This is a genomic window from Pseudomonas sp. GD03903, assembly GCF_029840045.1.
Taxonomy (GTDB): domain Bacteria; phylum Pseudomonadota; class Gammaproteobacteria; order Pseudomonadales; family Pseudomonadaceae; genus Pseudomonas; species Pseudomonas pseudonitroreducens.
Map to the genome: position 1 here is coordinate 86,313 of NZ_JAOCBT010000020.1, position 20,744 is coordinate 107,056.

The 20,744-nt window shown below is 66.0% G+C and carries 18 protein-coding genes; 6 read left to right on the top strand and 12 right to left on the bottom strand.

Going from position 1 to position 20,744, the window contains the following annotated elements; genetic code table 11:
• The first annotated feature begins 229 nt into the window (after positions 1–229).
• Positions 230–940: a fumarate/nitrate reduction transcriptional regulator Fnr gene (gene fnr, locus N5C91_RS25085; protein ID WP_236172652.1), complete on the top strand. Its 711-nt coding sequence runs from the start codon at positions 230–232 to the stop codon at positions 938–940.
• 246 nt (positions 941–1,186) lie between these two features.
• Here fnr and N5C91_RS25090 read toward each other — a convergent pair whose 3' ends face one another.
• Together N5C91_RS25090 and N5C91_RS25095 are read right to left on the bottom strand one after the other, a co-directional pair.
• Positions 1,187–3,160: a PhoX family phosphatase gene (locus N5C91_RS25090; protein WP_279832768.1), complete on the bottom strand. Its 1,974-nt coding sequence runs from the start codon at positions 3,158–3,160 to the stop codon at positions 1,187–1,189.
• 207 nt (positions 3,161–3,367) lie between these two features.
• Positions 3,368–4,075, bottom strand: a complete 708-nt coding sequence (locus N5C91_RS25095; protein WP_236172654.1) for an MOSC domain-containing protein — start codon at positions 4,073–4,075, stop codon at positions 3,368–3,370.
• A gap of 100 nt (positions 4,076–4,175) precedes the next feature.
• Here N5C91_RS25095 and N5C91_RS25100 point away from each other — a divergent pair, with 100 nt between their 5' ends.
• Positions 4,176–5,054 carry a LysR substrate-binding domain-containing protein gene (locus N5C91_RS25100; RefSeq protein WP_279832772.1) on the top strand — a complete coding sequence of 293 codons (879 nt, stop codon included), beginning with the start codon at positions 4,176–4,178 and terminating at the stop codon, positions 5,052–5,054.
• Between the two features lie 564 nt (positions 5,055–5,618).
• Here N5C91_RS25100 and N5C91_RS25105 read toward each other — a convergent pair.
• The 10 genes from N5C91_RS25105 to bioB all read right to left on the bottom strand — a co-directional run bounded on the left by N5C91_RS25105 (position 5,619) and on the right by bioB (position 18,097).
• Positions 5,619–7,397, bottom strand: a complete 1,779-nt coding sequence (locus N5C91_RS25105; RefSeq protein ID WP_279832775.1) for an acyl-CoA dehydrogenase C-terminal domain-containing protein — start codon at positions 7,395–7,397, stop codon at positions 5,619–5,621.
• Between the two features lie 263 nt (positions 7,398–7,660).
• Entirely contained in the window at positions 7,661–9,457 is a 1,797-nt protein-coding gene (locus N5C91_RS25110) for an acyl-CoA dehydrogenase C-terminal domain-containing protein (protein WP_279832777.1), read from the bottom strand.
• Positions 9,458–9,576: 119 nt separating this feature from the next.
• The gene (locus N5C91_RS25115) at positions 9,577–10,857 is read right to left on the bottom strand and encodes a GGDEF domain-containing protein (protein WP_279832780.1); all 1,281 of its coding nucleotides are present in this window, start codon (positions 10,855–10,857) and stop codon (positions 9,577–9,579) included.
• A 165-nt stretch (positions 10,858–11,022) separates the two neighbouring features.
• Entirely contained in the window at positions 11,023–12,828 is a 1,806-nt protein-coding gene (locus N5C91_RS25120; RefSeq protein WP_236172659.1) for a phenylacyl-CoA dehydrogenase, read from the bottom strand.
• Positions 12,829–13,138: 310 nt separating this feature from the next.
• Entirely contained in the window at positions 13,139–13,375 is a 237-nt protein-coding gene (locus N5C91_RS25125) for a hypothetical protein (RefSeq protein ID WP_236172660.1), read from the bottom strand.
• 72 nt (positions 13,376–13,447) lie between these two features.
• On the bottom strand, positions 13,448–14,131 hold the full coding sequence (gene bioD, locus N5C91_RS25130; RefSeq protein ID WP_279832783.1) for a dethiobiotin synthase: 684 nt from the start codon (positions 14,129–14,131) through the stop codon (positions 13,448–13,450).
• A gap of 86 nt (positions 14,132–14,217) precedes the next feature.
• Positions 14,218–15,024 (bottom strand): malonyl-ACP O-methyltransferase BioC, encoded by an 807-nt coding sequence (gene bioC, locus N5C91_RS25135; protein WP_279832785.1) that lies wholly within the window; start codon positions 15,022–15,024, stop codon positions 14,218–14,220.
• Positions 15,017–15,742 carry an alpha/beta fold hydrolase gene (locus N5C91_RS25140; protein WP_279832787.1) on the bottom strand — a complete coding sequence of 242 codons (726 nt, stop codon included), beginning with the start codon at positions 15,740–15,742 and terminating at the stop codon, positions 15,017–15,019. Before N5C91_RS25140 ends, bioC begins: the two co-directional genes overlap by 8 nt.
• Complete coding sequence (bioF, locus tag N5C91_RS25145; RefSeq protein ID WP_279832788.1) at positions 15,735–16,940, bottom strand: 8-amino-7-oxononanoate synthase; 1,206 nt, start codon at positions 16,938–16,940, stop codon at positions 15,735–15,737. Before bioF ends, N5C91_RS25140 begins: the two co-directional genes overlap by 8 nt.
• A 101-nt stretch (positions 16,941–17,041) precedes the next feature.
• On the bottom strand, positions 17,042–18,097 hold the full coding sequence (bioB, locus tag N5C91_RS25150) for a biotin synthase BioB (RefSeq protein ID WP_279832790.1): 1,056 nt from the start codon (positions 18,095–18,097) through the stop codon (positions 17,042–17,044).
• Positions 18,098–18,339: 242 nt separating this feature from the next.
• Here bioB and N5C91_RS25155 point away from each other — a divergent pair, with 242 nt between their 5' ends.
• The 4 genes from N5C91_RS25155 (at position 18,340) to N5C91_RS25170 (ending at position 20,736) form a co-directional block, all read left to right on the top strand.
• A complete protein-coding gene (locus tag N5C91_RS25155) occupies positions 18,340–18,633 on the top strand; it encodes a hypothetical protein (protein WP_236172666.1) in 294 nt (97 codons plus the stop codon).
• 38 nt (positions 18,634–18,671) lie between these two features.
• Positions 18,672–19,394 (top strand): ComF family protein, encoded by a 723-nt coding sequence (locus tag N5C91_RS25160; RefSeq protein WP_279832792.1) that lies wholly within the window; start codon positions 18,672–18,674, stop codon positions 19,392–19,394.
• Between the two features lie 93 nt (positions 19,395–19,487).
• Positions 19,488–20,252 carry a TOBE domain-containing protein gene (locus tag N5C91_RS25165; protein ID WP_236201332.1) on the top strand — a complete coding sequence of 255 codons (765 nt, stop codon included), beginning with the start codon at positions 19,488–19,490 and terminating at the stop codon, positions 20,250–20,252.
• A 103-nt stretch (positions 20,253–20,355) separates the two neighbouring features.
• Positions 20,356–20,736, top strand: coding sequence for a substrate-binding domain-containing protein (locus N5C91_RS25170; RefSeq protein WP_236201331.1), 381 nt, complete (start codon positions 20,356–20,358; stop codon positions 20,734–20,736).
• The last annotated feature ends 8 nt before the right edge of the window (positions 20,737–20,744 follow it).

The following is a 20,744-nucleotide window of genomic DNA, read 5'->3' on the forward strand; positions in this document are numbered from 1 at the left end:
CACCCCGGAGTTCGTGGGCTCCCCCTACAACCCCCGGCGCATGGTCGTGGAGACTGAAGGCGGCGCGGTGAAGAAAGGGTCAAGCCGGTATGAAAAATCCATTGGCCATCTTCGCTTCCTGCCAGCCGACGGATGACAGATCACTTTCAGTTGCTATGGTTCTACGAGGGGGCAAATGCGCCCGAAGAACGCTTGATTGCGCGCGATTGGCCGGCGCATGGGGATATGGATGAATCAGATGATCAAACCGCAACCGTACTGCAAGAACTGCCGACTGGCGCCGCCGACCCTGAGCGACGACAAGGTCGAGGAGCTCGAGGCGATCATCAGGCCGGGGCACCTGCTGCACAAGGGTGACTTCGTGTTCCGCCAGGGCGACCCGTTCCACAGCGTGTACCTGGTGCGCTCCGGTTCGATCAAGACCTTCACCACCAACGAACAGGGGCTGGAGAAGATCACCGGCTTCTACTTCGCCACTGAAATCTTCGGCTTCTCCGGCATGGGCGAAGGCAGCTACCCGGTATCGGCGCAGGCGCTGGAAAGCACCCTGTGCAGCGAGATTCCGTTCAACCAGCTGGAGGAGCTGTCGCTGCAGATTCCCGGCCTGTCGCACCAGATCATGCTGATGATGAGCCGCAAGATCCGCGAGGATCAGCAGATGAAGCTGCTGCTCTCGCGGCTCAACTCGGACTCGCGCATCGCCGCCTTCCTGCTGAACATTTCCGCGCACTTCCGCGAGCGTGGTTTCTCCGCCACACGCTTCCGCCTGAGCATGTCGCGCAACGAGATCGGCGATTACCTGGGGCTGGCGGTGGAAACCGTGTCGCGCAGCTTCACCCGCCTGCAGAAGCACGGGCTGGTGCGTGTGGATGGGCGGGAGACGGAGATCGTCGACTTCACCGAGCTGTGCGCGCTGGCGGGCGGGGAAGTCGAGCTTTGAGTTCGTGGTGAGATTCGTTCGCGAGCAAGCTCGCTTCTACAGGTTCTGCGCAGGTCGCTTTTCGTAGGAGCGAGCTTGCTCGCGAACCGCCCAGGCACGGGTCTTTCCCCCAAATCCCCTCCCCTACAAGCGGGAGAGGCAGGGTGAATTTGAAGTGTCAGCCGGCACGGACGGCCCCCTCTCCCTGAGGGAGAGGGCTGGGGTGAGGGGAAAGCCCGAACGCCGAATCCTCCCCGCGCGCGCCCATCACGTCCCGATCACGCCCCCATCATCCTTGGTGATCACCAGCGTGGTGGAGCGCGGGATGCTCTTGCCGTCGCTGGCCGGGAAGCTGAGGCCGGGGTGCTGGATGTTCACCCACATGGTCCGGCCATCCGGGCTCTGGGTAATCCCCGTCAGCTCGCAACCGCGCGGGCCGACCAGGAAGCGACGCACCTCGCGGCTGTGCGGGTCGGCACAGAGCAGCTGGTTGCAGCCCATGGCCTGCATCGGCGCCTCGGCGTCGTCGTAGTCGGTCTCGATCCATAGACGCCCAGTGGGGTCGAAGTACAGGCCGTCCGGCGAGGAGAAGATGTCGCCGTTGATGGTGCCGATCAGGTTCTCCGGCGCGCTGGCGCCTTTGTGCTCACCGGCCAGGAGGAATATCTCCCACTGGAAGGTGGTGGCGGTCGGATCGCCGCCGGCTTCGTTCCAGCGCAGGATCTGCCCGTGCAGGTTGTCCTTGCGCGGGTTGGCCGCGTCCACCGGCTGTTTCTTGCCGCGCGCATCGTTATTGGTGAGGCTGACGTAGACCTCACGGGTGATCTGCTGCACCGCGACCCACTCGGGACGATCCATCGGCGTGGCACCCAGCAGGTCGGCGGCGGCACGGGTGTTGACCAGTACCTCGGCCTGGCTGGCGAAGCCATTCTCGGTGGTCAGGCCATTCTGCCCGTGCACCAGCGGCAGCCACCGGCCGCTGCCGTCGGCGTTGAAGCGCGCGACGTAGAGGGTGCCTTCGTCCAGCAGGTCGACGTTCGCCGCACGGTTATTCGGCTCGTACCGGCCCGCCGGGACGAACTTGTAGATGTACTCGCCCTTGGTGTCGTCGCCGTAGTAGAAGGCCATGCGGTTGTCGGCGCCCAGGGAAAGGGTCGAGCACTCGCGGCAGAAGCGACCGACGGCAGTGCGCTTCTTCGGCGTGGATGCCGGGTCGAATGGGTCGATCTCCACCACCCAGCCGAAGCGGTTCGGTTCGTTGACGTGGCCACCGTGGGGCTGGTCGGCTTTCGGCGTGGCATCGAAGCGTTCGTCCACCGCCTCCCAGGCGTAGTAGTTGCTGAACTGGCCATTGGACAGCCCATAGCGCTTGTGCGAGACGCGCTTGGCGTAGTCGGCCTTGTCGCGGTTGACGAAGTACTGGTGCCAGTTTTCCTCGCACGCCAGGTAGGTGCCCCACGGCGTGACGCCCATGGAGCAGTTGTTCAGGGTGCCCAGCACCTGTTTCGCCTCCGGATCGCTGGCGGTGCGCAGCAGGTCGTGGCCAGCCAGCGGGCCCGCGAGGTCCAGCGGCGAGCTGCCGGTGATACGGCGGTTGTAGCTGGAGCCTTCGACGCGCTGCCACTGACCGGCGGCGTCCTTTTTCACCTCGATGACGCTGAGGCCGTGGGCGGCGATTTCCTTGCGCACTTCGCCTTCCGGGCGACCGCGCGAACCGTCTGGGCGGTCCTCGAAGGTCTGGCCCTTGGGGTGTAGCGTCGGGTTGATGTACTCGTGGTTGATCACCAGCAGGCCGTGGCTGTCCGGTGCGTCGGGGAAGGGGAAGTAGTGCATGCCGTCATGGTTGTCGCCGGCCTGCAGCTCCTGGGCCTTCCAGTCCTCGCTGGCGTCGCCCTTCCAGGCCGGCGAGCCGCTGACCACCGCGTCGCCCCAGGAGAAGAACGGCCGCGCGGTATAACCGTCGGCGACAATCACCCGGTCGAACTTCGCGTCCTGCTGCACCGGCACACCCTTGAAGCCCAGCAGCGCGGTGGGCACCGGAGCGTCGGCAGCGAACAGCGAGCGGCCGGGGAACAGGCCGCCGCCGAGGAAACCGACCGCGCCCAGCACCAGGCTGTTCTTCAGCAAGCGCCGGCGCGAGGCGTCGATCAGCTCGCTCATCGGCACATTGGCGGAGGGGTTGATCGACTGGTCGTCGAATGCGGCCAATCGGTCGTGGAAATCCTGGAAACGTTCGCTCATCACGGGGAGTCCTTCCGCAGGGCCGCTCTAGGGTCGGCTCGGGTTACCAGTAGAAGCTATCGGCGGAAGGTTAGGAACGCGGTGTTACGACGGCATGACAACGCCGCCGAGCCCTGTGACGGGCTCGGTGGCGGCAATAAAAGCCGCCCCACAGGACCAAGACGACGTCCGGGGGCGGGCGCGAGGGCATTTGCGGAACAGTGCGGCTCAGTTGTGCAGGCCGCCCTGCTCCGAACATTCGGGGCCCGCCAGGCGGGCCGTCCAGTCTTCCAGCACGCCACTGGTGAGGCGTTGCGCGGCGGTCTTGCGCCAGCGCAGGGAGAGCGCGTCGCAGGCCATCATCAGGCGCAGCCCGGTACGTTCCAACGGGTGGCCGAAGTACCAGTCCAGCAGGCTCGCCACGGAGAGCTGCGGGTAGTGCCGCTGCACCAGCTCCAGCGGTGCGTCGGCGGCGACCATGCCGGAACGGCGCACCCGGTAGAACCAGCCGCAGCGCCCCTGCTCCTGCACTTCCAACGGCAGCCCGGGCAGGTTCCAGCGCCGCGCCAGGCGATAGCTGGGCGAACGCGGCTGGCTTACCTCGATCAGCGCCTCGCCCCAGCGGAACAGGTCGCCGATGCACACCTCGTGTTCGTTGAGGCCGAAGGTCGACAGGTTCTCGCCGAAGGCCGGCTGTCGCCAGCGCGTCTGCGGGTGCTGCTTGCGCCAGTGGCGATAGTGCTCGGCGGGATAGTGGTGCAACGCGCGGTCCAGGCCGCCATCGCGGCGCAGGTCAGGCCTTGCGTCCCCCGGCAGCCCTTCGGCGCCGAGCCAGACTTCCTGGTGCGTCTCCAGCTTGTCGATATCACTGAGCAGACCTCCCCAGCTTTGTTCGACTTTGCCTATGAAAACGCCCTGGATGACGATGCTTTCCACCTTTGTCTACCCATCTGAGACAGCGGACAAGCGCTAGAGTAGTGGCCTGGATGGGGGACACTCCATTTCGATTTTCCAGTTTCGTTGATAAGCAGACCTTATGGATTTCCGCCAGCTCCGCTATTTCGTCGCGCTCTACGAGGAAGGCCATGTCGGGCGCGCCGCCGAACGCCTGGCGATTTCCCAGCCAGCGCTGTCGCAGCAGATCCGTCAGTTGGAGCAGAACCTCGACGTGGCGCTGTTCCAGCGCAGCGGCAAGCGCCTGCTGCCGACGGCCGCCGCGCACACGCTGTACAACCACGCGGTGCCGCTGCTCGAAGGCCTGGAGCGTGCCCGCGAGGCGCTGCGCGGCTTTCGTGGGCAGAGCGCGCGCAGCCTGGCCATCGGTGTGCTGCAGACGGTCAACGCCAGCCTGGTTCCGCATCTGGTGGAACGCCTGCACGCCGCGCAACCGCATGTGCAGGTGCGCATCTACGAGCTTTCCGGTGTGGAGATCGAGCGTCGCCTGCTGATCGGCCAACTGGATATCGGCATCGGCTTCCTGCCGCCGCGCCAACCGGCGCTGCACGGCGTGGAGCTGTACCCGGACGAACTGCAACTGGTGATCCCCGCGGACCATCCGCTGAAGGACTTCAAGAAGGTATCGCTGGCCCAGGCGGCGGAATTGCCGATGCTGTTGCTCGGTGAGGAATTCCGCGCCCGGCAGATCTGGCAGGAGCAACTGGCGGCCATCGGTCGGCGGCCACGCGTGCAGGCGGAGTTGAACCATATGGGCGGCATCCTCGACAGCTTGCCGCAAAGCCGCTTTGCCACGGTGCTGCCGGGCCGCGCTCGGCAGATGCATGCGCACAAGGACCTGCAGTGGAAACCCCTGAGCGAGCCGCGTATTCCGCTGAGCGTGGGGTTGGTCTACCGCGACGCACAGCGCCAGCAGCCGACGGTGGAGTTGTTGCGCTCGTTGCTCGACGGCGCGATTTGACGGCCACTATTGCTGATGGGTATCGCTGCGCTCCACACCATCCTACGTTCGCGCTGCATGGCTGCCCCGCCACCGTTTGTAGGATGGGTGGAGCGCAGCGATACCCATGCGGATACCAGCAAGCGCGAGATCCCCGGCAGAAGCGCGCCACTCCAGCAGCGCAGGGCGCACTACCTGGAACAGGTTATCCGCCGGCCCTGGCCGTGGCGGATAACGCTGGTGCGTTATGCGCCCTACGAGCGGGTAGCCCTTGGGCGTGCAGGAATCACAGGCAAAGAAAAAACCCCGCCTCTTTCGAGGCGGGGTTTTGCAGACCGATATCCTGACGTCCGTGCTAGCCACCGTCCATGGTGGATTCCCTTGTTTCCGTATTGTCGTTGGCGCTTCCTGCGCAATGTCCTGACTGAGAGAAAGGTTACCGCTGTAAGCCTTTGTCAGATAGACGCCGATCACCACCGCTGTTTGTAAGCCATGGCTTACAAAGATTCGAAATACCCTTCTTCTCAAAAGAAATATCCCCATGAAAAAGCCCCGCCGAGGCGGGGCTTTTTCATACGCAACCGCTTAGAACTGCGCGGCGTCCAGCAGGTACAGCGACTCGCTGCCGGCCTTCACCGAGGCGGTCAGGGAGTGGATGCGCGGCAGCAGACGGGCGAAGTAGAAACGCGCGGTGCCGAGCTTGCTGGCGTAGAACTCGTCCTGACCTTCCTTGCCCAGCGAAGCGCGAGCCATCAGCGCCCACATGTACGCATAAGCGGTGTAGCCGAAGGCGTGCAGGTACTCGACCGAAGCCGCGCCGATCTCGTTCGGGTTGCCCTTCGCGCGATCCAGAACCCAAGCAGTCAGCTCGTCGAGGTTCTGCACGGCGGCGTTCAGCGGGCTGGTGAACTCGGCCAGCTCAGCCGAAGCCGAGGCGGTGAAGGCACGGACCTCATCGGTGAACAGCTTGGCGTAGGCGCCGCCGCTGCCGACGATCTTGCGGCCCATCAGGTCCAGCGCCTGGATGCCGTTGGTGCCTTCGTAGATCTGGGTGATGCGGCAATCACGCACCAGCTGCTCCTGGCCCCACTCGCGGATGAAGCCGTGGCCGCCGAAGATCTGCTGGCCGTGGATGGTGGTCTCCAGACCCATGTCGGTGAGGAAGGCCTTGGCCACCGGAGTCAGCAGGGCGACCAGCTCCTCGGCGCGCTTGCGGGTGGTCGGCTCTTCGCTGTACTTGGCGGTGTCCAGCTGCATCGCGACGTAGCTGGAGAAGGCGCGGCCACCCTCGTTCAGCGCCTTCATGGTGAGCAGCATGCGACGCACGTCCGGGTGAACGATGATCGGGTCGGCGGCCTTGTCCTTGGCGACCGGGCCGGTCGGCGCGCGGCTCTGGATACGCTCGCGGGCGTATTCCACGGCGCTCTGGTAGGAGCGCTCGCCAGTGGCCAGGCCCTGGATGCCAACGCCCAGGCGCTCGTAGTTCATCATGGTGAACATGGCGGCCAGGCCCTTGTTCGGCGCGTCGACAATCCAGCCGGTGGCGCCATCGAAGTTCATAACGCAGGTAGCGGAGCCCTTGATGCCCATCTTGTGCTCGATGGAGCCACAGGACACGGCGTTGCGCTCGGCCAGGGAGCCGTCGGCGTTGACCATTACCTTCGGCACCAGGAACAGCGAGATGCCCTTGGAGCCGGCCGGCGCGTCGGGGAGCTTGGCCAGCACCAGGTGGATGATGTTCTCGGTCAGGTCGTGCTCGCCGCCGGTGATGAAGATCTTGGTGCCGGAAATCTTGTAGCTGCCGTCAGCCTGCGGTTCGGCCTTGGTGCGGATGATGCCCAGGTCGGTGCCGGCGTGCGGCTCGGTCAGGCACATGGAACCGGCCCAGGTGCCGGCGTACATGTTCGGCAGGTACTTGGCCTTGAGTTCTTCGCTGGCGTGGTTGAGCAGCGACAGGCAGGCACCGGCGGTCAGCATCGGGTACAGACCGAAGGACAGGTTGGCCGAGTTGACCATTTCCTCGACCTGGGCGCCGATCACCTTGGGCATGCCCATGCCGCCGAACTCCGGCGCGCCACCCACGCCCACCCAGCCGCCTTCGGCGTAGGTGCGGTAGGCCTCGGGGAAGCCGGCCGGGGTCTTCACGCCCTCGGCGCTCCAGCTGCAGCCTTCCTCGTCGCCGCTGCGGTTCAGCGGGGCGATCACGCCGCCGGTGACCTTGCCGGCCTCTTCGAGGATCGCCGATGCGGTCTCGGCATCGACGGTTTCAGCCAGGGCGGGCAGTTCGGCCCAGAGATTGGCGACCTCGAAGACTTCATTGAGGACGAATTGCATGTCGCGCAGGGGAGCTTTGTAGTCAGCCATGATGGATCCTCGAACGAAAACGACGGCTGATCAGACAGCCAGCGGTATCAGAATAGGAGGTACACGAAGGTACGCCGCCGGAGTTTACTCCAACAACTTTTCAGACTTTAAGCGTCATGAAGTGACCGCACAACTATAGATTGGTCACATTATGTAGCGAAAAACGAGGAGACCCGCGCGAGGCGGGCCTTCTTGTCTGGCACAAGGCCTCCAGCCCGTAGGGCGCATAGCGCCGAGGGCGTTATGCGCCGGCCGGCCAGGAATTACAGGGCGAACTGCTCGGCGGACAGGCGCATCAGCACCTCGGAACCGGCTTCCGCCGCCGCCACATGGGACAGCGCGCGGGGCAGCAGACGGCTGAAGTAGAACTCGGCGGTGGCCAGCTTGGTTTCGTAGAAAGCCGTCTCACCAGCGCCCTCCTCCAGCTTCTGCTGGGCGACCAGCGCCATGCGCAGCCAGAAATAGCCGAGCGTCACGTAGCCGGAGAACATCAGGTAGTCCACCGAGGCAGCGCCGACTTCGTCCGGGTTCTTCATGGCGGCCATGCCGACCTTCTGGGTCAGTTCGCCCCACTGCTTGTTCAGTGCCGCCAGCTGGGCCACCTGGGCTTTCAGCTGCGGATGCTCGGCGTGCTGCTGGCAGAGCTGATGGACCAGCTTGGTGAAGCCCATCAGCAACTTGCCCTGGCTACCCAGGACCTTGCGGCCGAGCAGGTCCAGCGCCTGGATGCCGTTGGTGCCCTCGTAGATCGGCGCGATGCGGCAGTCGCGCACCAACTGCTCCATGCCCCATTCGCGGATGAAGCCATGGCCGCCGAACACCTGCATGCCATGGTTGGTGACTTCCAGGCCGGTTTCGGTCATGAAGGCCTTGCAGATCGGCGTGAGGAAGGCCAGCAGGTTGGCGGCGCGCTCGCGCTCGTCGGCGTCCTGGGACAGGTGCTCGATGTCCAGCAACTGCGCAGTGAAGTAGGCCAGCGCGCGGTTGCCTTCGTTGAACGCCTTCATGGTCAGCAGCATGCGGCGCACGTCCGGGTGGACGATGATCGGGTCGGCAGGTTTTTCCGGCGCCTTTGGGCCGGTCAGCGAACGCATCTGCAGGCGGTCCTGGGCGTAGCGCACGGCGCCCTGGTAGCTGGTCTCGCCGAGGCACAGGCCCTGCATGCCGGTGCCCAGGCGCGCGTGGTTCATCATGGTGAACATGCAGGCCAGGCCCTTGTTGGCCTCGCCGATGAGGAAGCCCCTGGCGCCGTCGAAGTTCATCACGCAGGTGGCCGAGGCCTTGATGCCCATCTTGTGCTCGATGGAGCCACAGGCCACGGCGTTGCGCTCGCCGGCCTCGCCGTTCGCGTCAAGGTTGAACTTGGGCACGATGAACAGCGAGATGCCCTTGGTGCCAGCCGGCGCGTCAGGCAGCTTGGCCAGCACGAGGTGGATGATGTTCTCGGAGAGATCGTGCTCACCGGCGGAGATGAAGATCTTGGTGCCGGTGATCGCGTAGCTGCCGTCCGCATTGGGCACGGCGCGAGTCTTGATGATGCCCAGGTCGGTGCCGCAGTGCGGCTCGGTCAGGCACATGGTGCCGGTCCAGACCGCGCTGGTCATGCGCGGCAGGTAGGTGTTCTTCTGCTCTTGGGTGCCGTGGGCATGGATGGCGGCCATCGCGCCCTTGGTCAGGCCAGGGTACATGCCCCAGGAGCAGTTGGAGGCGCCAATCATCTCGCTGACCAGCAGGCCGAGTGACGGCGGCAGGCCCTGACCACCGTATTCGGGATCGCTGGAAACGCCGTTCCAGCCGGCCTCGACGTATTGCGCGAAGGCTTCCTTGAAGCCCTTGGGCGTGGTCACAACGCCGTTGTCGAAGTGGCAGCCTTCCTCGTCGCCGGAGCGGTTCAGCGGGGCGATCACCTGCTCGCAGAACTTCGCGCCTTCCTCGAGGATGGCGGCGAACATGTCCGGAGTGGCGTCAGTGGCGCCGAGGGCTTCATAGCGGCCGGTGAAGTCGAAGACTTCGTCGGTGAGGAAGCGCACGTCGCGCAGGGGGGCCTTGTACTCGGGCATCGCGAATCTCCGTTCGGTTCGGGGCGCCAGCGTGGCGCGGAAACGTCGAACCTAACGGCGCGCGACCGCCCGGACAATCACGCTGCACGCGCTGAATGCGGGGTCATAACCCGGCCAGGTCAGGCAGTGCGCACCGCGCCGCGACGGGATTGCCCATGCACGGCCACGCGGTTGCGCCCGCCGCTCTTGGCCGAGTAAAGCGCCTCGTCGGCACCCTTGATGACTTCCTCCGGGCTGCGCCGCTCGCCATCGCGCTCGGCAACCCCGACGCTGATGGTCACCGAGACCGTCTGCGCGTCCTTGCCAGCGCGCTTGCTGCGGCCCTGGCGATCGTCCTTGGGGCGGTTGCCACGGTCACGCAGGTGCATGGCGTAAGCCTCGATGGCCTGGCGCACGGCCTCCAGGTAGGGCAGGCACTGCTCCACCGTCCTGCCGGCGAACACCAGGGTGAATTCCTCGCCGCCATAGCGATACGCCTTGCCGCCGCCGCCCGTGCGGCGCAACTGGCTGGCGACCATGCGCAGCACCTGGTCGCCGACGTCGTGACCGTGGCTGTCGTTGAATTTCTTGAAGTGGTCCACGTCGATCATCGCCAGCACGTACTGCTGGCCCAGGCGCTGGAAGCGTTCGTTCAGCGCGCGGCGTCCGGGCAGGCCGGTGAGTTCGTCGCGGAAGGCCATCTGATACGCCTCGTGGGCCACCGCGCCGGCCAGGGTGAGCATCACCAGGCTGGTCATCACGGTGAGCGCATGGGGCAGGATGAACACTTTGGGCAGCATCCACAGCAGGCCGAGCAGCCCGAGCAGTTGCGCGGCGTGCAGCGGCCGCGGCTGGCGCACGTAGGCGGCAACCAGGGCGATGAACGCCATCAGGAAGCCGAAGTAGGACAACTGCGCCAGGTTCATCCACTGGCCGTGCAGGGCCGGCCAGTAGGTGTCGCTGAGCAGCTCCGCCAGGCCCTGCGGGAAGCGCCTGGCCAAGGCGGTCGCTACGCCCGCCACGGCGATCAGCGCGGCGCTGCGGGCCAGCAGGTCCTGCAGCATGTGCATGCGCTCCTGCCAGATGCCGTACATCCCGTAGAGCAGCGGCAGCAGAACGCAGCACAGGTGGAACACCAGCGCCGCCTCCGGGCGCACCACGCGGTGGGCCTGGAAATAGTCGACCTGGTTATCCAGCAGGAAGTAGGCGATGTACACCACCGCCAGCATGAACAACTGGCGCTGGCGCCCATAGACCATGCACAGCGCACCGCCGAGCAGCAGCAGCAGGGTCGGCAGGACGTTGAACAGCGAGGTGAAGAAGTCGGACAGTTCGGCCAGGGAGCCGGCGGCGATGCCGGCCGGGATCAGCAACAGGGGCGTGAGGAAATGGCTGAGCCGGTAGGGGGCCGTGGGTCGCACAGGGGGTTCCGCAAGGTGGGTGCCGGGCTCGCCGTCAGTCGAGCGGCAAGTGGCGTAATGATGGCATTTTCTGCGGACATTTGTGTGGGATCGGATACGAAAAAGCCCGCCTTGCGGCGGGCTCCTTCCTGTTCAACAGACGGACGGCGAACCGCCCTCCGCTGATCAGTAACCGAGGGCGAAATCTTCCTCGGCCAGGTCCATCAGGTTGCTGGCACCGGACAGCATGGTGGCAACGTGCGCACGGGTGCGCGGCAGGATGCGCTGGAAGTAGAAGCGCGCGGTCTTCAGCTTGGCCTGGTAGAAGGCCTCTTCGCTGGTACCGGCAGCCAGCTTCTCGGCAGCCAGGCGAGCCATGTCGGCCCAGAAGTAGGCCAGGCAGGCGTAGCCGGAGAACATCAGGTAGTCGACCGATGCAGCGCCGACTTCCTCGCGGTCCTTCATGGCGGCCATGCCGACCTTCATGGTCAGGTCGCCCCACTCCTTGTTCAGCGCAGCCAGCGGTGCAACGAACTCTTTCACGGCTTCGTTGGCTTCGTTGGCCTGGCAGAACTTGTGCACGATCTTGGTGAAGCCCTTGAGCGCTTCGCCCTGGGTCATGAGGATCTTGCGGCCCAGCAGGTCCAGCGCCTGAACGCCGGTGGTGCCTTCGTACAGCATGGAGATGCGGCTGTCGCGGACGTTCTGTTCCATGCCGTGCTCGGCGATGAAGCCGTGACCGCCATAGATCTGCACGCCGTGGTTGGCGGCTTCGAAGCCCACTTCGGTCATGAACGCCTTGGCGATCGGAGTGAGGAAGGCCAGCATCGAGTCAGCGGCTTTCTTCTCTTCTTCGTCCTGGCTGCGCTGGACGATGTCGACCTGCTTGGCGGCGAAGTACAGCATGGCGCGGTTGCCTTCGGCGAAGGCCTTGGCGGTCAGCAGCATGCGGCGTACGTCCGGGTGCACGATGATCGGGTCAGCAGCTTTTTCCGGCGCTTTCGGGCCAGTCAGCGAACGCATCTGCAGACGCTCGCGAGCGTAGGCGATGCCACCCTGGAAACCGATTTCGGCGTGGGCCAGGCCTTGCAGCGCGGTACCCAGGCGAGCGGTGTTCATGAAGGTGAACATGCAGTTCAGGCCCTTGTTCGGCGGGCCGATCAGGAAGCCGGTAGCGGCGTCGAAGTTCATCACGCAGGTGGCGTTGCCGTGGATGCCCATCTTGTGCTCGATGGAGCCACAGGAAACGGCGTTGCGCTCGCCCACGTTGCCTTCGGCGTTGGGCAGGAACTTCGGCACGATGAACAGCGAGATGCCCTTGGTGCCCTGCGGGGCATCGGGCAGGCGGGCCAGCACGATGTGGACGATGTTGTCGGCCATGTCGTGTTCGCCAGCGGAGATGAAGATCTTGGTGCCGGTGATCTTGTAGGTGCCGTCAGCCTGCGGCTCTGCCTTGGTGCGCAGCATGCCCAGGTCGGTGCCGCAGTGCGGCTCGGTCAGGCACATGGTGCCGGTCCACTCGCCGGAAACCAGCTTGGTCAGGTAGGCGTGCTGCTGCTCCGGGGTACCGTGGGCATGCAGGGTGTTCATGGCGCCGTGGGACAGGCCCGGGTACATGCCCCAGGACCAGTTGGCCTGGCCGACCATTTCGCTGATCGCAAGGCCGAGGGATTCGGGCAGACCCTGACCGCCGTGCTCGACGTCATGGGCCAGGCTCGGCCAGCCGCCTTCGACGAACTGCTGGTAGGCCTCTTTGAAGCCGGTCGGAGTCTTGACGCCTTCCGGGCTCCATTTGCAGCCTTCCAGGTCGCCAGTGCGGTTCAGCGGAGCGATTACCTGTTCGCAGAACTTCGCACCCTCTTCGAGGATGGCATTCACCATGTCCGGGGTGGCGTCTTCGGCGCCCGGCAGGTTCTGGTAGTGCGCTTCGTAGCCCAGCAGCTCGTCGCGAACGAAACGGATATCACGCAAGGGGGCCTTGTAATCAGGCATAGCGGTAAACCTCTACGAAGGGTTCTGGTTAATGGGCGACCGGTTGCTGCGGTCGCAGTGCGGGAGCGTTCCCGGCCGCCCAGTCGGTACGCGCACGCATCCCGACAGTCAAACAGGCGTTTGAAACATACGTTTACGCCATACCCTTGTCAAGCGTGCAAACCGACCGTCCGGTCACACTCGCAGGGCCGTCCACGGGGTGCATCGACAATGCCGCCCTGAGGCTAATTAAAGCCCATGGCAGAGCGGCCGGCGTGTCACGAGGACAGCCGGCCACCACAGAGAATTCAGGGGAGGAGTCGGGGCGCGATCAGGCGCGGATATCGAGCAGGGTGCCGAGCGTTTCGTCGGCTGCCTGGATGACCTTGGCGCCGGCTTCGACTTCGTGCTGGCCGCGGCGCAGGTCCACCAGGTGGTCGCTCAGGGCATCGCTGGATGCCGTGCGCGCGCCAGCGCTGGCGATATCGCTGCCGGCCTGGTCGACACGGCGCTGCCCGGTCTGGACGCTGGCCAGGCCCGCAGAGAAAGCATTACCGGAGATTTCCATCGCAGCGCCTCCACAACAAAGCAGCAAGTGGCCACTATTCAAGCAGACGGCGTGCCCCAGGCCAAGGTTCGGTTACAAATCCAGGATACCCAGGTCCAGGTGTGCCGCCACCGCCGCCGGAGACGCGCGGGCCAGGCGTGGCACGCGTCCGAGGCAGGGCGCGGGCAGCCGTTCGGCGAGGGTGGCGAGGTTTTCTTCCAGACGAGAGGTCTGCGCATCGACGATGTTCGCTACCCAGCCAGCCAGCAGCAGGCCGTCGCGCTGGATCGCCTCGGCGCTGAGCACCGCATGGTTGATGCAGCCCAGGCGCACGCCGACGACGAGGATCACCGGCAGCTCCAGGGCGATGGCCAGGTCGGAGAGGTTCTCCTCCCCCGCCAGCGGCACGCGCCAGCCACCGGCACCTTCCACCAGGGTGAAGTCGGCGCCCAGTTCCAGCACTGAACGCACCGGCCCCTTCAGTGCCTCCACCGTCAGTTTCACGCCCTGCTCGCGGGCAGCGAGGTGTGGGGCAATGGCCGGCTCGAAGGCGAAGGGGTTCACCTGCTCGTAGGCCAGCGGCACGCTGCACTCGCCCAGCAGCGCCAGCGCGTCGGAATTGCGCAGGCCCTCGAGGCTGCGCTCGCAGCCGGAGGCCACCGGCTTGGCAGCCGCCGTGGACAACCCGGCCAGCCGCGCTGCATGGAGCAGGCCGGCGGCGATGGTGGTCTTGCCGATTTCGGTGTCGGTGCCGGTGACGAAGTAGGCGTGGGACATGGGTTCCTCGGTGTCTTTCGTAGGAGCGGACTCCGTCCGCGATAGGTCCGCCTCGCGCCGGATGCCATCGCGGACGGAGTCCGCTCCTACATGGAATTGGCTTTGCGCAGGACGGCGTAGACCACCCGGTAGGTCGCCGGCAGCCCCTCGGGCCGGCGGAAGCGCTCGTAGGCGGCGATCAGCGCGCGCACCCGCTCGCGCCCGGTGAGGCCGTCGGGCCGACCGGGGTTGAGGTTGTGCGCGCCGAGCGCCTTGAGTTCATGGGTCAGGCTGCGCAGGTCGGGGAAGTGCAGGACGCGGTCTTCGGTGCGTAGGTCCAGCACCTCCAGACCGCTGTCGGCGCAATGACGCTGGTACTGCTCGAAGGCGCGGAAACGGTTCACGTGGACGAAACCGTCCACTGCCTCCCAGCTCTGCCGCAACTCACCCAGCGTGCCGATGCACAGGCTGCTGAAGGCCAGCACGCCACCGGGACGCAGTACCCGGCGCGCCTCGCCCAGCACTGCCGGCAAGTCTGCACACCACTGCAGCGCCAGGCTGGAAAACAGCAGATCGCTGGCACCATCGCGCAACGGCAGCCGCTCGGCATCGCCGCCGATGAAATACTCCGCGCCCCCCTGCTCGCGGGCGTGGCGCAACATGCCCTCGGCGATGTCGACAGCCAGCCCCTGGGCCTGTGGATAGCGCGCCGCCAGGGCGCGGGTGAAGTACCCGGTGCCGCAGCCCAGGTCGATCCAACGTTGCGGCGCAGCGCTGGCCGGCAACAACTCCAGCAGCCGCTTGCCGACATCTCGTTGCAGCTCGGCCACCGCATCGTAGGTAGACGCGGCGCGGGAGAAGGAGGCGGCTACCTGGCGTTTGTCGGGCAGGCCGGTGCTACTGCAATCAGGCATCGTCGCCCTCGTGGATGAACGTGAGGATGGCGCTCGCGACCTCGTCCGGCTGTTCCAGCGGCAAGCCATGGCTGGCACCGGGCAACAGGCTGACTTCGACATCCGGCAGCCAATCCAGCAGCGCCTCGGCAGCGCTCGCCGGGACCAGCGCGTCGTTGGCGGCGAACAGGTGCAGTTGCGGGCCGGGATAGCGGCCGAGCGCGCCGCGGGTATCCAGTTGCCCCAACAGTTGCAGGCCAGCGGTCAACGCCTCGGCATTCAGTTGTGGCAACGCCACCTGCAACTGGCGCGAGAGCGTACGCGCGTCGCGGGCGCCCTGGCTGACCAGCAGGGTGAAGCGCTTGCGCACCAGATGCGGCTCCAGCAGGAAGGCCTCGAAGAAGTCTTCGAAGACGTCGTTGGCCATGGCGTCCGGCCAGTCCTCGCGGCGGCGGAAGCAGAGGTTGCTGGCGATGGTAACCAGCCCGCGGCAGGATTCCCCGCGCCGCGCCGCCAGCTCGGCGCCGAGCATGCCGCCCAGCGACCAGCCAGCGATCCAGGCATCGTGGGCGACATTGTCGTCCAGCTCATCGAGCCAGACATTCGGATCGGCATCCGCCGGCAATGGCTCGATCTGCACGTTCAAGTGCGGAGCCTGCTCCAGCAGCGCATCGCGCAGCGGTTCCAGCGGCGCGCTGCCCAGGCCCCAACCCGGCAGCAGGATCAATTGGTCACGCATCATCGCCCTCCTCGGCATCGATCTCTGCCAGAAGGCTAGACGACACGCGTTGCCAGCTCTCCGCCAGCGCCACCAGCAGGCGGTCGACCTGCACTTCGCTGTGCGAGGCCGACAGGGTCACGCGCAGGCGAGCGGTACCGGCGGGCACGGTGGGTGGGCGGATCGCGCCGACAAGAATGCCGCGCTGGCGCAGCTCGGCGGACAACGCCATCGCCTGGGCACTGCCGCCGATGAGGATCGGCTGGATCGGCGTCGGGCTGTCCATCAGGCGCAGTCCGATGGCCTCGGCGCCGGTGCGGAAACGCGCGATCAGCGCATTCAGGTGGTCACGGCGCCAGCCCTCGGCGCGCAGCAGCGCCAGGCTCTTCAGCGTGGCGCAGGCCACGGCCGGCGGCTGGCTGGTGGTATAGATGTAGGGCCGGGCGAACTGGATCAGCGTTTCGATCAACTCCTCGCTACCGGCGACGAAGGCGCCGGCGGTACCGAAGGCCTTGCCGAGGGTACCGACCAGCACGGGCACGTCCTCCATGCCCAGCCCGAAGTGCTCGACAATGCCGCCGCCCGTCGCGCCCAGCGGGCCGAAGCCGTGGGCGTCGTCGACCATCACCCAGGCGCCCTTCTCCCGAGCCCTGGCGCACAGAGCGGGCAGGTCGGCAAGGTCGCCATCCATGCTGAACACGCCATCGGTGACCACCAGCGTGTTGCCTTCGGCCTTCTCCAGGCGCGAGGCGAGGCTGGCAGCATCGTTGTGCAGATAACGCGAGAAGCGCGCACCGGAGAGCAGCCCGGCATCCAGCAGCGAGGCGTGGTTGAGGCGGTCCTCCAGCACGCTGTCGCCCTTGCCGACGAGGGCCGTCACAGTGCCCAGGTTGGCCATGTAGCCGGTGGAAAACAGCAGCGCGCGCGGGCGACCGGTGAACTCGGCGAGTGCCAGCTCCAGTTCGTGGTGCGGGCCACAGTGGCCGTTGACCAGATGCGAGGCGCCACCACCGACGCCCCAGCGCTCAGCGCCGGCGCGCAGGGCGGCAATCACTTCGGGGTGATTGGCCAGGCCCAGGTAATCGTTGGAACAGAAGGCCAGCATCGGCTGGCCATCGATGACCACCTCCGGCCCCTGCGGCGATTCCAGCAGCGGGCGGCGGCGGTAGAGGTCCTCCGCCTGGCGCTGGGCCAGGCGGGCGGCGAGATCGAAAGGCATGAAGCGGGCTCCAGGCGGCTGGCTACAGGCTGCAGGCTGAACCACACGGCAGGCTGCGACGCTCCCGCCTGTTGCCTGCCGCCTGTAGCCTGCGGCGGCTGTTAAACAGCCGCGTTATAGAACAGCTGGGAGTCGCGTTGTTCCACCAGCGCCTGCTCGATGGCGGCCTGGTGTACCTCGTCGGCGTGCTCCTCGCGTTCCTCGGGCTTGATGCCCAGGCGCGCAAACAGCTGCATGTCCTTCTCGGCCTGCGGGTTGGTGGTGGTCAGCAGCTTCTCGCCGTAGAAGATCGAGTTGGCGCCGGCCATGAAGGCCAGGGCCTGCATCTGCTCGTTCATCTGCTCGCGGCCGGCGGACAGGCGCACGTGGGATTTCGGCATCATGATCCGGGCGACTGCCAGGGTGCGGATGAAGTCGAACGAATCGACGTCCTTCTCCTCGGCCAGCGGGGTGCCCTTGACCTTCACCAGCATGTTGATCGGCACCGATTCCGGGTGCTCGGGCAGGTTGGCCAGCTGGATCAGCAGGCCGGCGCGGTCGTCCACCGACTCGCCCATGCCGAGGATGCCGCCGGAGCAGATCTTCATCCCCGCCTCACGCACGTACGCCAGGGTCTGCAGGCGCTCGCCGTAGGTGCGGGTGGTGATGATGTTGCCGTAGAACTCCGGCGAGGTATCCAGGTTGTGGTTGTAGTAGTCCAGGCCAGCCTCGGCCAGCGACTGGGTCTGCTCCTGGGTCAGCTTGCCCAGGGTCATGCAGGTTTCCAGGCCGAGCTTCTTCACGCCCTTTACCATCTCCAGCACGTAGGGCATGTCCTTGGCGGACGGGTGCTTCCAGGCGGCGCCCATGCAGAAGCGCGTCGAGCCGATGGCCTTGGCCTCGGCAGCGGCCTGCAGCACCTTCTGCACTTCCATCAGCTTTTCCTTGTCCAGGCCGGTGTTGTAGTGGCCGGACTGCGGGCAATACTTGCAGTCTTCCGGGCAGGCGCCGGTCTTGATCGACAGCAGGGTGGAAACCTGCACACGGTTCGGATCGAAATGCGCGCGGTGCAGGGTCTGCGCCTGGAACAGCAGGTCGTTGAAGGGCTGTTCGAACAGGGCGCGGACTTCGGCAAGGGTCCAGTCGTGGCGGGTTACTTGGGCTGCGGTGGCACTCATCTGCAAAGTCCTTCGACGCTTGGGGCGCGCCTCTTGTCTAAGGTGCCCCGGCGGCGCGCCACCGGGGGAAATCAGGCTCAAGGCATCATATGTGGAGCTGTGACGCTGTCAACCACTCTCGCGACACAGGTCGACAAGTGACTATTTATTGACCAATAGCGATGATCCCGTTGGGCTTGCGGCTGAACCGATTCGCCCAATTGCCGCTCCAATCAGGCAGAACATTCAGGAGTCATCCCCAGATGGGAACAGAAGGATTCTTCGACAGCCTCGGTCAGATGGCCGGCAAGGCCATCCGCTTCATTGTCGATCTGCTATCGGGCGTGCTCGGTGGCCTGTGGCGTGCCATGGACGACTTCTTCCACGGCCTGGCACGGGCTGTGGGAATCGACGTCTCGATCTTCAGCTTCGTCCTGCTCTTCATCGGCCTGCTGCTGCTCTACAGTGGCATCCGCGCCTTCTTGCGGCGCTCGATCTTCGGCGGACTGATCTGGACGGTGCTGGGCCTGGTGGTATTGAGCTGGCTGATCCATTGAGCCACCCCCCCTGAACGGCCCCGTCCCTGGGGGGCTGAATGCAGTTGCTTCAATGGCGCCCCGTCTGGTGGCGCCCACGTGTGCAATGCCTCCTCTGCGGAGGAGCGACGGATCAGGCCGCGCTACCGCTCTGCGCCGGCTGTGACGACGACCTGCCCTGGCTCGCCGGGCACTGCACGGTTTGCGCCCTCCCCCTGCCGGTTGCCGGGCAGACCTGCGGCCAGTGCCTGCGTCGCCTGCCGGCCTTCCACCGGGTCGAAACGCCACTGCGCTACGGCTTCCCCGTCGACGCACTGGTCACGCGTTTCAAGCACCAGGCCAATGCGCCACTCGGGCGGCTGCTCGGCCAGTTGCTCGAACGCCACCTGCTGCATGCCTACGAGGAAGGATTGCCGCGCCCGGACCGGCTGATCCCCGTACCGCTGTCGCGCCGACGCGAACGGCAACGTGGCTTCAACCAGGCGCAACTGCTGGCGGACTGGCTGGCGGCTCCACTGGCTCTCCCTGTGGATAACCAGCTGGTCCGCCGCACTCAGGACACCCCCGCGCAGCAAGGTCTCGACGCCGCCACGCGCAAGCGCAATCTGCGCAACGCCTTTGTCCTGGCCGATGGAGCCGCTGTCGAAGGCCTGCACCTGGCCCTGGTGGACGACGTGCTGACTACCGGCGCCACCGCCGAGCGCATCGCCCGCCTGCTACGCCGTGCCGGAGCGCGACGGGTCGACGTCTATTGCCTGGCGCGCACTCCAGCCCCGGAATAGACGACCGTTGGGCCACATTCCCGACATCTGCCCCTTGCGTTTTGCCCGCCAGCAACGGAGCCTCCCTGCATACCAATAAGCACCCGCGAACCCATGACCACCCTCAGCCTGTTGACCCAACACGTTACCCGCCGCCCGCAGCGCATCGCCCTGCTGGCGCAGATCGCCCAGCTCGGCTCGATCACCCACGCCGCCAAGGCCGCCGGGATGAGCTACAAGACCGCCTGGGACGCCATCGATGAACTGAACAACCTCTCCGATCGCCCCCTGGTGGAACGCAGCGTCGGCGGCAAGGGCGGCGGTGGTGCGCGCCTGACCACCGAGGGCGAGCGCCTGCTGGCGCTGTACCAGCGCCTGGAAGCTCTGCGCGAACACATCGTCGAGCACGTCGAGCACCAGGCCGATCTCGAGCTGATCGGCCGCCTGATGATGCGCACCAGCGCGCGCAACCAGCTGCACGGGCGTGTTTGTGCGGTGGAGCCGTCCGGCCTCAACGACCTTGTGAGCATCGAGCTGCCTGGCGGCTCACGCATCCAGGCCCGGGTCACCCGCGAGAGCACCGAAAAGCTGGAGCTGGTCGATGGTGTACCCGTGGTGGCGCTGATGAAGGCCGGCTGGCTCTACGTCGACCTGCCGCATATCCCCTGCCCGGAGGGGCTGAATGCCCTGGAAGGGCACATCGATGACATCCGCGAAGCGGACGACGGCCCCAGCGAAGTGCGCATCCAGTTGCCCAGTGGGCAGATGCTCTGCGCCCTGACCGATCCCGAGCGCATCGAAGTCCTCGGCCTGCGGCCCGGCTCGCCGGTGCGCGCCCAGTTCTCCCCGGCCCAGGTGATCATCGGCACGCCGTTGTAGTTTCCCTGCCTCATATCAAGCCCTGCGACAGCGTGCCGCGCTCCAATGGCCGCCTGAGTCCCGCCCGGGTCGGGCGGGGCCTTGGCCAATCGGAGCTCCCACCATGCGCCGCCAACTCGCTCTCCTCGCCCTGCCGTTGCTGTTCTCCCTGCCACTGGCCAGCCAGGCCGGCCCCGACGTGTTGCGGGTCGGCGCCAGCAACGAACTGATGTCGACACTGGAACCACTGGTGGACCACTACCAGATCGAAACCCGCAACAAGGTCCTGCTGATCGGTGGTGACGAGGGCGAACTGGCCGAACAGGTCCGCCAGGGCACGCCGTATGACCTGCTGCTCACACCGTTGCACAGCAGCGACAAGGAGGCGCAGCCGCTCGACTGCAAGGCCCGCTCGATGCAGAAACTGACGCTGGTGAAGGGCGAGCGCCGGGCACTGGCCACGGACTTCGTCGAGTACCTGAGAAAACACTGCGCCGACCACTGAGGCGACTA